This is a genomic window from Gordonia gummivorans (assembly GCF_022513585.1).
Taxonomy (GTDB): Bacteria; Actinomycetota; Actinomycetes; order Mycobacteriales; family Mycobacteriaceae; genus Gordonia.
Genome location: NZ_JAKWBF010000016.1, coordinates 1 through 12868, shown reverse-complemented (window position 1 = coordinate 12868; position 12868 = coordinate 1). Strand labels below are relative to the sequence as shown.

Annotated in this window: 13 protein-coding genes; 9 read left to right on the top strand and 4 right to left on the bottom strand. The window is 65.7% G+C overall.

Translation table 11 applies throughout. The features are described from left to right. The first annotated feature begins 109 nt into the window (after positions 1-109). Complete coding sequence (locus tag MKW15_RS13145) at positions 110-1429, top strand: primosomal protein (RefSeq protein ID WP_240858721.1); 1320 nt, start codon at positions 110-112, stop codon at positions 1427-1429. 115 nt (positions 1430-1544) lie between these two features. On the opposite strand, the gene MKW15_RS13140 is transcribed toward MKW15_RS13145, so the two are convergent. The 3 genes from MKW15_RS13140 to MKW15_RS13130 are packed head-to-tail and all read right to left on the bottom strand — an operon-like array spanning position 1545 to position 4362. Beyond that, positions 1545-2654: an adenosine deaminase gene (locus MKW15_RS13140; protein WP_240858719.1), complete on the bottom strand. Its 1110-nt coding sequence runs from the start codon at positions 2652-2654 to the stop codon at positions 1545-1547. Further along, complete coding sequence (locus MKW15_RS13135; RefSeq protein WP_240858717.1) at positions 2651-3964, bottom strand: thymidine phosphorylase; 1314 nt, start codon at positions 3962-3964, stop codon at positions 2651-2653. Before MKW15_RS13135 ends, MKW15_RS13140 begins: the two co-directional genes overlap by 4 nt. After that, positions 3961-4362 carry a cytidine deaminase gene (locus MKW15_RS13130; protein WP_240858967.1) on the bottom strand — a complete coding sequence of 134 codons (402 nt, stop codon included), beginning with the start codon at positions 4360-4362 and terminating at the stop codon, positions 3961-3963. Before MKW15_RS13130 ends, MKW15_RS13135 begins: the two co-directional genes overlap by 4 nt. A gap of 225 nt (positions 4363-4587) precedes the next feature. Here MKW15_RS13130 and sdhC point away from each other — a divergent pair, with 225 nt between their 5' ends. From sdhC to MKW15_RS13110, 4 genes are read left to right on the top strand one after another with little or no spacing between them, the layout of a single operon-like run. Continuing rightward, a complete protein-coding gene (sdhC, locus tag MKW15_RS13125; protein ID WP_240858709.1) occupies positions 4588-4995 on the top strand; it encodes a succinate dehydrogenase, cytochrome b556 subunit in 408 nt (135 codons plus the stop codon). A 14-nt stretch (positions 4996-5009) separates the two neighbouring features. Continuing rightward, positions 5010-5462, top strand: coding sequence for a succinate dehydrogenase hydrophobic membrane anchor subunit (locus MKW15_RS13120; RefSeq protein WP_240858704.1), 453 nt, complete (start codon positions 5010-5012; stop codon positions 5460-5462). 16 nt (positions 5463-5478) lie between these two features. Beyond that, complete coding sequence (gene sdhA / locus MKW15_RS13115) at positions 5479-7233, top strand: succinate dehydrogenase flavoprotein subunit (RefSeq protein WP_240858703.1); 1755 nt, start codon at positions 5479-5481, stop codon at positions 7231-7233. Beyond that, positions 7233-8021 (top strand): succinate dehydrogenase iron-sulfur subunit, encoded by a 789-nt coding sequence (locus tag MKW15_RS13110; protein ID WP_240858695.1) that lies wholly within the window; start codon positions 7233-7235, stop codon positions 8019-8021. The genes sdhA and MKW15_RS13110 overlap by 1 nt, the downstream gene beginning before the upstream one ends. A gap of 43 nt (positions 8022-8064) precedes the next feature. Here the strand turns inward: MKW15_RS13110 and MKW15_RS13105 are convergent, their stop codons facing one another. Next, positions 8065-8676, bottom strand: coding sequence for a dihydrofolate reductase family protein (locus MKW15_RS13105; protein WP_240858693.1), 612 nt, complete (start codon positions 8674-8676; stop codon positions 8065-8067). Positions 8677-8803: 127 nt separating this feature from the next. On the opposite strand from MKW15_RS13105, the gene MKW15_RS13100 reads away from it, so the two are divergent. The 4 genes from MKW15_RS13100 to MKW15_RS13085 all read left to right on the top strand — a co-directional run bounded on the left by MKW15_RS13100 (position 8804) and on the right by MKW15_RS13085 (position 12592). Next, the gene (locus tag MKW15_RS13100) at positions 8804-9271 is read left to right on the top strand and encodes a hypothetical protein (RefSeq protein ID WP_240858691.1); all 468 of its coding nucleotides are present in this window, start codon (positions 8804-8806) and stop codon (positions 9269-9271) included. Between the two features lie 11 nt (positions 9272-9282). Continuing rightward, positions 9283-10011 carry a type 1 glutamine amidotransferase gene (locus tag MKW15_RS13095; protein ID WP_240858689.1) on the top strand — a complete coding sequence of 243 codons (729 nt, stop codon included), beginning with the start codon at positions 9283-9285 and terminating at the stop codon, positions 10009-10011. A 189-nt stretch (positions 10012-10200) separates the two neighbouring features. After that, entirely contained in the window at positions 10201-11706 is a 1506-nt protein-coding gene (locus tag MKW15_RS13090) for an APC family permease (RefSeq protein ID WP_240858687.1), read from the top strand. Further along, complete coding sequence (locus MKW15_RS13085) at positions 11696-12592, top strand: universal stress protein (RefSeq protein ID WP_240858685.1); 897 nt, start codon at positions 11696-11698, stop codon at positions 12590-12592. Before MKW15_RS13090 ends, MKW15_RS13085 begins: the two co-directional genes overlap by 11 nt. Positions 12593-12868 lie beyond the last annotated feature (276 nt).

The window sequence follows — 12868 nt, the reverse complement described above, 5'->3', positions numbered from 1 at the left end:
TACGCGCAACGAAGTTGGGCGCAACGAAGTTGGAAATGGGCGATCGTTCACCCAACTGTCGTGGGGTCACTACCCGGCGTCACAGACAGAATCGCTACGCTGTGTCCCCATGGCCGGAGACATCGTCCCTATTGAGCTCGGACTCACCGACGGAAACAGCTTCACCTTGTGGGCACCACGTTGGCGTGAGGGCGACGACGAATGGGAGGCCTTCCTCGGCCTCGACGAGGATCTCTATGTGCTGCCAGGTGTGGCCGAACTCGCGGCGTTCATCCGCAACGACGATGACAACGACTTGGCCGACCATCCCGCATGGTCGATCGTCGTAGGACTGCAGGCCGACGAGCTGGTCCCCGACGATCGGCACAGCTACGACCTCGTCGGCGTGCCGGAACTGGCGGCCGAGGATCCCACCCCCGAGGTCATCGCCGAACTCGAGGACGCGCTCGAGATCGTGCGCATCCTCGGCGAGGTGTGTGAGCTCACCACCATCACCAAGTTCTTCAACGGCAACCCGATCCTCGGCGCGGTGACCACCGGCACCCGCAACTTCGAGGGGCGTGAGGGCACCGACCTGTGGGTCCGGATCGGCCGGCTCATCGCCAAGCACTGGGATGACGTGCTCGACGCGATCGACGATGTCATCAAGACGCCCGAGGTCGACGCCGACGCCGTGGTCGCGGCCGAAGCCGAACTCGAAGCCGCAGCCTCTGCCGAGGATGAGGACGAGCCGGCCGACGACGACATCGAGATCGTCGACACCGACGCCGATTCCGACGAAGACGACGACGAATCGGACTCGGAAGACGACGAGGACGAGGACAGCGACACCGACGAAGAGGACGAGGAAGAAGAAGACGACGAGGACGACCTGGAAGACGACTTCTGGGCGTCTGTCGGCATCGACCCGATCCGCATCGTCACCAGCGCCAACGAGTACCTGACGCTGCGCTGCTACCTCGGTGACGAGCCGGTGTTCCTGGGCGCGAACGGCAAGATCTTCGTGTTCACTTCCGGACGGTCACTCTCGCGGTTCATCGCCAACCAGAACAACCACGACCTGGCCGACCTGTCGACGTTCGAGGACGTTCGTTCCGGCGCCACCGACGGCTCGTTGGAGTTCGACGTCATCGACGACAACGTCTACATCCTGCCCGGACTGTCCGAGGACATCGCCGACGGCCCGCGCCGCATGGACCGCAATCAGCTCGACCTCGCCGTCGAATTGTTCACCGACGCAGCGGATTACGCCGGCGACAACGCCGTCGGCGAGGCACTCGCCTCCACCACTCCGCTCGGCTGGTTTGTCGACTACGCCGTCAACCCCGACCCCAAGCGGATGGCTCCGAGCCCGCCGTTCGACAACGAGGCCGAAGCCTGGCGCGCACTCGAGCACGACTTCGAGGACCGCCTGGAGAAGAAGGGCTGATCGCCCGTCACGCTCCCGCCGGCTGAGCATCCACCACCGCCGGCTGCGGTGCTCGAGGCGCCAGCCGAGAGCACCTCAGGGAGGATGGGGTGTGGCACCTCAGAGCGGCGGACGGTCACCCGAGCAGCACGGCGTACCCCGGTTTGATCACGTCGTCGATGAATGCGAGCCGTTCGTCGAAGTGGATGAACGCCGACTTCATCGCGTTCACTGTGAACCGCTCGAAATCGGCCCAGCCGTAACCGAATTGGCGTGCGAGTTGGAGGAACTCGTTGCTCATGGTGGTGTCGCTCATCAGCCGGTTGTCGGTGTTGACCGTCACCCGGAAGCGCAGCCGCGCGAGGACGTTGAACGGATGCTCGGCGATGGAGGCCACGGCCCCGGTCTGCACGTTGGAACTCGGGCAGAGCTCGAGTGGAATTCGCTTGTCGCGCACGATGTTCGCGATGTCCCCCAGCCGAGCGCCGACGAACGACTCTGCTGCCGGGTCGGCGTCGGCGGGCAGCTCGATGTCGTCGATGACGCGCACACCGTGTCCGAGGCGGTCGGTGCCACAGAATCCGATCGCCTCATGGATGGACGGCAGCCCGAACGCCTCGCCGGCATGGATGGTGAACGGGGCGCTGTTGGCACGCATGTACTCGAACGCGTCGAGATGTCGGGTCGGTGGGTGTCCGGCCTCGGCGCCGGCGATGTCGAACCCGACCACACCGCGATCCCGATAACGCACGGCCAGTTCGGCGATCTCGCGAGATCGCGCGGCGTGACGCATCGCGGTGACCAGGCACCGAACCGCGATCGGCTTGCCGCGCTGAGCTGCGGTGGCCTCACCGTCGGCGAAACCGCGCAGCACTGCCTCCACCACCTCGTCCAGCGTCAGTCCCCGTTCGAGGTGCTGCTCGGGTGCATAGCGGATCTCGGCGTACACGACGCCGTCGTCGGCGAGGTCTTCCACGCATTCGCGCGCGACCCGCTCCAGGGCGTCGGCCGTCTGCATCACCCCGACGGTGTGCGCGAAGGTCTCCAGATACTTCTCCAGCGACCCGCTGTCGGCGGCCTCCCGGAACCAGCGCGCCAAATCGTCGACGTCGTCGGCGGGCAGGTCGTCGTATCCGGTCTGTTGGGCGAGGTCGAGCACCGTCGCCGGCCGCAGCCCGCCGTCGAGGTGGTCGTGGAGCAGAACCTTGGGGGCGAGTGTGATGTTGGCGAGATCCAGCGGCCTCATGAGCTCACCCTATCCAGCACCAGGGAGCGGGCGGGAGGTTCGCCACCCGCCGAGACCTCGACGGCGTCGACGAGCACCGCTCGCGCCCCGGCGAAACGCTCGGGCGTCTGGGTGTGCAGGGTGAACAGCGGTTCGCCCGCCCGCACCCGGTCGCCCGGTTTGGCGTGGATGGTCACGCCCGCCTCCGACTGCACCGACTCCCCCGGGCGGGATCGGCCGGCGCCAAGCCGCCACGCCGCATCACCGACGGCCCGCGCATCCATCACGGTGATGACGCCGTCGGCGGGTGCGACCACCACGTCGCAATGATCCGCGACCGGAAGGGCTGCATCAGGGTCGCCGCCCTGCGCGGCGATCATCGTCCGCCAGGTGTCCATCGCACGACCGTTGGCCAGGTGCTCGGCAGGATCGGCCGCGGTCAGGCCGACGGCGTCGAGCATCTCGCGTGCCAGGGCCAGCGTCAGCTCGACCACATCGTCGGGCCCGCCACCCGCCAGGACCTCCACGGACTCGGCGACCTCGACGGCGTTGCCGACGGTCAGCCCGAGCGGGGTGTTCATGTCGGTGAGCAGCGCGACCGTGCGCACCCCTGCGTCGCTGCCGAGTTCGACCATGGTCTCGGCGAGCAGCCGCGACTGGTCGATGTCCCGCAGAAATGCGCCCGACCCGAACTTGACGTCGAGCACGAGCGACTCGGTGCCCTCGGCGATCTTCTTGCTCATGATCGAACTCGCGAGCAGCGGAATGGTTTCCACGGTCCCGGTCACGTCGCGCAGCGCGTACAGCTTGCGATCGGCGGGTGCCAGGTCGGCACCCGCCGCGCACACCACCGCGCCCACGTCCTCGAGCTGGGCGATCATGTCGTCGGCCGACACATCCGCACGCCACCCCGGGATCGACTCCAGTTTGTCGAGGGTGCCGCCGGTGTGTCCGAGTCCACGACCCGACAGTTGCGGAACCGCGACCCCGAACGACGCGACGAGCGGTGTGAGCGGAAGCGTGATCTTGTCTCCGACGCCGCCGGTCGAGTGCTTGTCGACGGTGGCGAGCGGTCGGGCGTCGCGCCGCAATCCGGAGAGGTCCATCCGGCGGCCACTGTCGATCATCGCCCGGGTCCACGTGGCGATCTCCCGGCGCGTCATCCCCCGCAGGAAGATCGCCATCAACAATGACGACATCTGCTCGGGTGCCACCTCACCGCGGGTATACGCATCGACGACCCACGCGATCTGTGCGTCGGTCAGCTCCCGACCGTCCCGTTTGGACGCGATCACCGCCACCGCATGAATCACCTCGTCGACCTCGGTCACTGGGCCGCCTCCAGATCGTCGGGACCGAATGCGTCCGGCAGCAGCGTGGCCAGCGCCTTCGGTCCGGAGCCATGGTCGATGAGGAGATCGGGTCCGCCATGCTCGTAGAGCACCTGACGGCACCGCCCACACGGCATCAGCACGGCCCCCCGCCGATCACAGACACTGACCGCCACCAGCCTCGATCCGCCGCCAGAGATCAGCTGCGCGACCAGCGCGACCTCGGCGCAGATGCCGAGCCCGTATGAGACATTTTCCACATTGCAACCCGCCACGATCCGACCGTCGTCGGTGATAGCAGCTGCGCCGACCGGAAACCCGGAATAGGGCGCGTAAGCCCGCGGGATCATGTCATTGGCTTTGTCTCGCAACGTATTCCAGTCAATTTCGATGCGCACAACAACCTCCTGACCTTTCAGATGAGTGCTGCGGGGTGTGATATTCGCTACCACGAGATCCTTGGTAAGGCAAACCTAAGTCGGAATCTCTTGTCGCCCAAATCGGTTCGGGCAATTTACCACCGGTCCCACCATGGGTTTAGAGTCTTTTGACATGGGTCCACGGTCGAGTCGGAGCATGCCGATTCGGCGCGTCCATCGACGATGTTGGAGGCCACTTTCCCGATGAGCACCCCCACCGAAGTCGCACCCGAGCCGGTGCGCAGGCGATCTCTGTATCGTGGCGACCCAGGCATGTGGTCCTGGGTCTTGCACCGCATCACCGGTGTGACCATCTTCTTCTTTCTCTTCGTACACGTTCTCGACACTGCGGTCATCCGCGTCGATCCGAACAAGTACTCCGAGGTCATCGAGACCTATAAGACGCCGATCATCGGCCTCATGGAGATCGGTCTCGTCGCCTGCGTGCTCTATCACGCGTTCAACGGTCTGCGCATCATCCTGATCGACTTCTGGTCCAAGGGTCCGAAGTACCAGCGCCAGATGCTGTGGGCGATCCTCGGCCTGTTCGTCATCGTGTTCGGTGCCGCGACCATCCGGTTGCTGCAGATCCTGATCACCCATTCGCTCTAGGAGACGCGCAGAAGATGACGACCTCCGAGACACACCTCGCCAAGACGCTGGGCACTCAGCACGACCGCCCGGCCAGCCTCGACAACCCGCGGTCACCGCGCAAGCCCAAGGGCGGCAACTTCGAGAAGAACGCATGGCTGTTCATGCGGTTCTCCGGCCTCGCCCTGATCATCCTCACCATCGGCCACATGTTCATCATGCTGGCGTGGGACGACGGCGTGCACCGCATCGATGCCAGCTTCGTGCTCGAGCGCTGGAGCCATCCGTTCTGGCAGATCTGGGACCTCACCATGTTGTGGCTCGCCCAGCTGCACGGCGGCAACGGCGTTCGCACCGTGATCGCCGACTACTCCCGCAAGGATTCGACCCGATTCTGGCTCAACGTGCTACTCGGGCTGTCGATGATCCTGATCCTCGTCCTCGGCACCTACGCGATTCTGACCATCGGGTCGGTCGAGTCCAACTAAGGAGACTTGAGAACACATGCAGGAACACCGCTACGACGTCGTCATCGTCGGTGCCGGCGGCGCAGGCATGCGAGCCGCCATCGAGGCAGCGCCTCGGGCCCGCACGGCCGTGCTGACCAAGCTCTACCCCACCCGTAGCCACACCGGCGCGGCTCAGGGCGGCATGTGTGCCGCGCTGGCCAACGTCGAGGAGGACAACTGGGAGTGGCACACCTTCGACACGGTCAAGGGCGGCGACTACATCGTCGATCAGGATGCCGCGGAGATCATGGCCAAGGAGGCCATCGACGCGGTGCTCGACCTCGAGAAGATGGGGCTGCCGTTCAACCGCACCCCCGAGGGCAAGATCGACCAGCGGCGTTTCGGCGGCCACACGCGCGACCACGGCAAGGCGCCCGTGCGTCGTGCCTGCTACGCGGCCGACCGCACCGGCCACATGATCCTGCAGACCCTGTATCAGAACTGCGTCAAGCACGACGTCGAGTTCTTCAACGAGTTCTACGCCCTCGACATCTGCCTGAGCGAGAACGCCGATGGCGAGATGGTCGCGACCGGCGTCGTCGCCTACGAACTCGCCACCGGTGAGATCCACGTGTTCCACGCCAAGTCGATCGTGTTCGCCACCGGCGGTTCGGGACGCATGTACAAGACGACGTCCAACGCGCACACGCTGACCGGCGACGGCATGGGCATCATCTTCCGCAAGGGACTCCCGTTGGAAGACATGGAGTTCCACCAGTTCCATCCGACCGGCCTGGCCGGGCTCGGCATCCTCATCTCGGAAGCGGTTCGCGGCGAGGGCGGCATCCTGCGCAACGCCGACGGTGAGCGCTTCATGGAGCGCTACGCCCCCACCATCAAGGACCTCGCCCCCCGCGACATCGTGGCGCGGTCGATGGTGCTCGAGGTCCTCGAGGGTCGCGGCGCGGGCCCCAACAAGGACTACGTCTACATCGACGTCACCCACCTCGGTGAGGACGTGCTCAACGAGAAGCTGCCCGACATCACCGAGTTCTCCCGCACCTACCTCGGCGTCGACCCGGTCACCGAATACGTGCCGGTGTACCCGACCTGCCACTACGTGATGGGCGGCATCCCGACCAACATCGAAGGTCAGGTGCTGCGCAACAACGACGAGATCGTGCACGGGCTGTTCGCCGCCGGTGAGTGCGCCTGCGTGTCGGTGCACGGCGCCAACCGCCTGGGCACCAACTCGCTCCTCGACATCAACGTGTTCGGTCGACGCGCGGGTATCGCCGCGGCCGACTACGCCAACTCGGCCGATTTCGCCGAGCTGCCGGAGAACCCCACCGAGATGGTCGACGGGTGGATCGCCGACATGCTCTCCGAGCACGGCCACGAGCGGGTCGCCGACATCCGTACCGAGTTGCAGGCGTCGATGGACAACAACGCGTCGGTGTTCCGCACCGAGGAGACCCTCAAGCAGGCGCTGTCCGACATCCACATGTTCAAGGAGCGCTACGCCCACGTCCGTGTGCACGACAAGGGCAAGCGCTTCAACTCCGACCTTCTCGAGGCCATCGAACTCGGCTTCCTCCTCGAGATGGCCGAGGTCACCGTCGCAGGCGCACTCAATCGCAAGGAGTCCCGTGGCGGCCACGCCCGCGAGGACTACCCCAACCGCGACGACGTGAACTACATGCGACACACGATGGCGTACAAGAAGGGCACCGACCTGCTCTCCGACATCGAGCTGGACTACAAGCCCGTGGTCCAGACCCGATACGAGCCGATGGAGCGTAAGTACTGATGACGGCGATCATGGACAACCCGGCTCCCAACACCGAGGAGCCGCCACTGCCACCGGTGCCCGACGAGGCGACCATGGTGACCCTGAAGATCTTCCGGTTCAACCCGGAGGATCCCGACGCGCAGGGCTTCGAGAGCTTCCGAGTACCGGCGCTGCCCACCGACCGTCTGCTCAACCTGCTGCTCTACGTGAAGGGCTACCTCGACGGCACCCTCACCTTCCGTCGCAGCTGCGCCCACGGCGTGTGCGGTTCGGACGCGATGCGCATCAACGGCGTCAACCGCCTTGCGTGCAAGCTCCTCATGAAGGACCTGCTCCCCAAGGACAAGAGCAAAGAGATCACCATCACCATCGAGCCCATCAAGGGTCTGCCGGTGGAGAAGGATCTCGTGGTCAACATGGAACCGTTCTTCGACGCGTACCGCGCGATCAAGCCGTTCCTCATCACCAGCGGGAACGAGCCGACCCGCGAGCGCATCCAGTCGGCCACCGACCGCGCCCGGTTCGACGACACCACCAAGTGCATCCTGTGTGCGTGCTGCACCACGAGCTGCCCGGTGTTCTGGAACGACGGCAGCTACTTCGGTCCGGCGGCCATCGTGAACGCGCACCGCTTCATCTTCGACAGCCGCGACGAAGGGGCCGTCGAGCGACTCGACATCCTCAACGACATGGACGGTGTGTGGCGGTGCCGCACCACTTTCAACTGCACCGACGCCTGCCCGCGCGGTATCCAGGTCACGCAGGCGATCCAGGAGGTCAAGCGCGCACTCATGTTCTCGCGCTGACGATTACGCATCTTCTCTGCAGCCCAGACGCACCCGCCCCGGTTCACGAGGCGGGTGCGTCTGTTTCTGCGGCCGCCTGATACCTCAGCAACACGACCCCGCCTGCCGACGACACGTCTTCCAGGCCGAAGCGTTGCAGTTCGTCGGCGTCGTCGGCGAACATGCGGGCGCCCGAGCCCAGCACGAGCGGGTGGACCATGAGCAGCATCTCGTCGACGAGTCCGCGCGGCAACAGGGAGCGGATGAGTTGACCGCTGCCCATGATGACGAGGTTGCCACCCGGGCGCTCGCGCATCTCCGCGATCTGAGCGGGTACGTCGCCGGTGACGAGAATCGAATTGGGCCAGGCCAATTCGGCGTCGGGGCGCGACGACGCAACATACTTGGTCGTGTTGTTGAGCCCCTCTTTGAACGGTCCGCCGACGGCATTCCAGTGGCTCAGCATGTCTTCGTAACTGCGCATCCCGAACAGCCACGAGAAGTCCGCGCCCATCACCGGCCCCATCGCGGCACCGATCGCCGGGCCCGCCGCCGGGTCGTTGGCCGCCGACGCCCATCCGCCGTGGCGGAAACCACCTCTCGTGTCCTCGTCGGCGCGGCCCGGCGCCTGGATGACCCCGTCCATGCTGACGTGGTTGACAACGACTACCCGCATGCGATCTCCCTTCGTCGCACTGACAGACCGCGGCCGCGCACAAAACTCATCGCTGGTGGTGGGAACCGACTTCGGGTCCGCTGCGTCCAAGTTGATGTCCCGATTCTTTGCGACCCGAGGAGATCCGATGTCACGTTGCCGCACCCTCGTCCCGATCCTGTTCACCTGCCTCGCGATCCTGATGCCCGCCTGGGCACCGCAGGCCGCCGCGGCTCCGGGCGCCACTGGTCCTGCCCCCGGCGCCACCGGGCAGGGCGACCGCATCACCGTCGTTCTGACCTCCGACCGCGAATACAACAGCGCGGCAACCTGGTTCGACACCAACAACCGGATGCAGGCACAGACCGACGTGCCACTGCCCCGCCACGACGCCGCGAGCCATCTGTGGACCGGGGTCATGGTCTATACCCGCACGATGCGGGATCAGCGCACCAACGTCATGTTCCAGTCGATGGGCAACTACGCCGGATGCGAGATCTGGGTGAACGAGCACCGGGTCGTCGAGCAGCAGGCGCACGGCAAGTACGCGACCGTCTACTGCGACGATGCCCGGCGGCCCCGCGCACACGCTGCACCAGGATCGAAGGGACGCTAGCGTCAGGAGCTGTGTCCTCCGAACGCCTTCGTGTCCTGGAATTGCGGCATGCGGAAACCGAGCCGCCCGGAGCGTATTCGCCGGCCCTCGACGACCTCGCAGATGTGACCACCGTCCGCGTCTGGCGGGAGCCGCTGCCGGGCGACCTCGGTGACGTCGACGCCATCGTCGTCATGGGTGGGGCAATGGGTGTCGGAGACGCCGGTAGTCTGCCCTGGCTGGCGAAAGAAATCGATTTCCTGCGCGAGGCACACGAGCGTGGCGTTCCGATCTGGGGAGTCTGCCTCGGCGCCCAGCTGCTGGCGGCGGCACTCGGCGCACGAGTCACGCGCGCCGAGACCCCGGAGCTCGGGGTGCACCGCGTGGTCCTGACCGAGGAAGGGCGCCGAGACCCGGTCTGGTCGGCGACGCCGGGACACGAGTTCTCAACCGTGCAATGGCATTTCGACACGTTCGCATTGCCACCGGGCGCCGTGCTGCTCGGCTCGTCACACGAATGTCCTCGCCAGATCTACCGCCTTGGCGCCAGTTACGGAGTGCAGTTCCACATCGAGGCCGGCGAGTCGTCGGTCCGGGAGTGGCTCTCGGGCCCCGACTCGTACGCCGCTGTCGCGGCGGCGATCGGTGACGATGCGACGGCGGCCTTCGCCGACGCGGCAGGCGAGGCCGAGGCCCGGGCAGGCGCACTCGCCGATGCGGTCATGCGTCGGTGGCTGACCGGGATTCGCCGACGGGGGTGACACAGCGGCGGCCGCGGATCGGCCCGGAGCGTCGAAACGCTCACACTGTGTCGGTTCGACGCAGCCAATCCGGACATTGTTGGAGACTTGACGACTGATTTCGTCGTCAGAATGCACAACTGCGACGGAAACCTTAGTCTGTTCCCACCAATGCGCAGAGCACACGCGCATCAGACGTGGGAGCAAGTCATGAGCGAGGCGGTACAGGCCGAGATACAAGGCGGCGACAAGGGCTTGCGTGCCGGTTCCATCGGGCTTCTCGGCAACGTCATCATCGGTCTTTCGGCGGTGGCGCCGGCGTACAGCCTCGCGGCGACGCTGGGGTACGTCGTGGAAAACGTACACACCAAGGCCCCGGCAATGTTCGTGGTCGCCTTCATCCCAATGCTGTTGGTGGCCTTCGCCTACCGCGAGCTCTCACGTGACACCCCGGACTGCGGGACCACTTTCACCTGGGGCACCAAGGCATTCGGACCATGGATCGGCTGGATCGGCGGCTGGGGTCTCGCGGTGTCGGCGATCATCGTGCTCGCGAACGTGGCCGAGGTCGCCGCGGTGTACCTGCTGAAGTTCCTGACGCTCGACTCCCTCGCCGAGAACCTGTGGATCAAGGTGCTCCTGGGCTCCGCTTTCATCGCACTGATGACGTGGGTCAGCATTCGCGGGATCGTGATCAGCGAGCGCATCCAGGCCGTCCTCATGTTCATCCAGTTCGCGGTCCTGATCACCGCCAGCGTGATCGCGTTGACCAAGGTCGGGCTGGGCAAGGCCGGCGAGCAGGCAATCACCCCGGAGTTGAGCTGGCTGTCGCCGACCGGACTCACGTCGTCGGAGATCGCCGCGGCCGTCATCCTCTGCATCTTCATCTACTGGGGATGGGATGCCTGCCTCGCGATCAGCGAGGAGACCAAGAACCCCGCCAAGACCCCGGGGCAGGCCGCGGTCATCACCTGCCTGATCCTGGTCGCCACCTACGTTCTGGTGGCCTACGCCGTGGAGTCGTTCGCCGGATTCGGTGACACCGGGATCGGCTTGAACAACCCTGAGAACACCGACGACGTGCTGACCATTCTCGGCGACCCGGTCGCGGGCGGTTTCATGGCCGCGGCCCTGTTGTTGACCGTGAGCGTTTCGGCGCTGTCGTCGACGCAGTCGACAATCCTGCCCACTGCGCGAGGCAGTCTGTCGATGGCCGTGTACAAGGCGTTGCCGGACCGCTTCGCCGTCATCCATCCCCGCTACATGACACCCGCGTTCGGCACCGCGGTCATGGGCGGCTCGGCCCTCGCCTTCTATCTCGTCCTGTCGTTGCTCAGCAGCAACACCTTGGCCGACTCGATCGCCTCACTCGGGCTCGCGGTCGCCTTCTACTACGGCATCACCGCGTACGCCTGCGTGTGGTACTTCCGCCGCACACTGTTCCAATCCGCCCGCAACTTCTTCTTCCGCGGCCTGTTCCCCCTCCTCGGCGGGTTGGCGATGACGTGGGCGTTCGTCAAATCGGCGATCGACATGTTCGCTGTCGACTACGGGTCGACGTCGGTGGGTGGTGTGGGTGGCGTCTTCATCTTGGGCGTGGGCATGTTGGTGCTGGGAATCCCGTTGATGCTCGCCTGCTTCGCCCACAACAGCGACTTCTTCCGCGGCAAGACCCTGACCGCCACCACCGAAGTGAAGGTGCCCGATGTCTACTGAGTCCCAAGCCAACGACACCGCGCCCAATCCGTTACGCCTGACCGTCGGATACCTGGCGACTCCATCGGGCAACGACGGTGTCGCGCTCGCGTGCGCGCTGGCCAGCGCCACCGGTGCGGCCATCGACCTCGTCTGCGTCGTCAAGCCTATGGTCTTCGACGGCAGCCCCGGGCTCGATCAATATCAGGAACGTCTGGAAAACCAAGCCGCACAATGGCTCAGCGAAGGCGCAGCCCGCATCCCAGACGGCGTGGAAACCCGGACCGTCGTGGTGGTCAACGAGTCGTTCGCCGCCGGACTCATCGGTCTCGCCGAGCAGGCCGGTGCCGCAATGATCGTCGTCGGTGGCACCAACGACGGCGTGTTGCGCCGCCACAGCCTCGGGACCGTCAGCACCGAGTTGCTGCATTCCTCGCCGCTCCCGGTCGCGCTCGCCCCGCGCAGTTACGCCGATCGTGAGAACGTCAGCCTCGACATGATCACTGTCGCCGTGCCCGTGAAGCAATCGGCCGCCAACCCGTTGCCGTTCGCACTCGAACTGGCCGAACTCGGACGCCTCGACCTCCGGTTGCTCTCCCTCGTCTCCCTGGATTCACCCTTCGACGACGACTCAGCCCGTGCCGCGCGCGCCCACCAGGTCTCGGTGGCGAAAGAGCTGCTGGAAGCGACCAAGGCATCGGTGGACACCGATCTCGACGTCGACGTGGTCGTCGCCGACGGCTCGACGCTCGACGAAGCCCTGGACAATCTGACGTGGGACCAGAACGACCTGGTGGCCGTGGGCTCAGGGCATCTCGGCGCAGACAAGCGTGTCTTCCTGGGGAGCACCGCCGCTCGCATCCTGCGCTGGACCACCGCACCGGTCATCGTCACCCCAAAGGATTGAACCCCCAAAGGATTGAACGCCTGCTGAGGAGTCATCGACCACCCGCCGACGTCGTCGGCGATCGTGGCGGCGGGAAGGTGGGTCGGGGCCAGTGGCCAGGATCGGGCCCCTGACGGTGGTCCTCCGGGTATGTCCCGGAAGCGGACGCTGACGGGCCCGATCTCAGTCACCGCTTGTCGGCCGTCGCGTTCCGCCGGTGGCGACACCAGGAACACGCGCCCACAAAAAGTCGGGGAAGAAACTTCGTCCCCGACCATTGGTGTCCTCCCCGAGAAA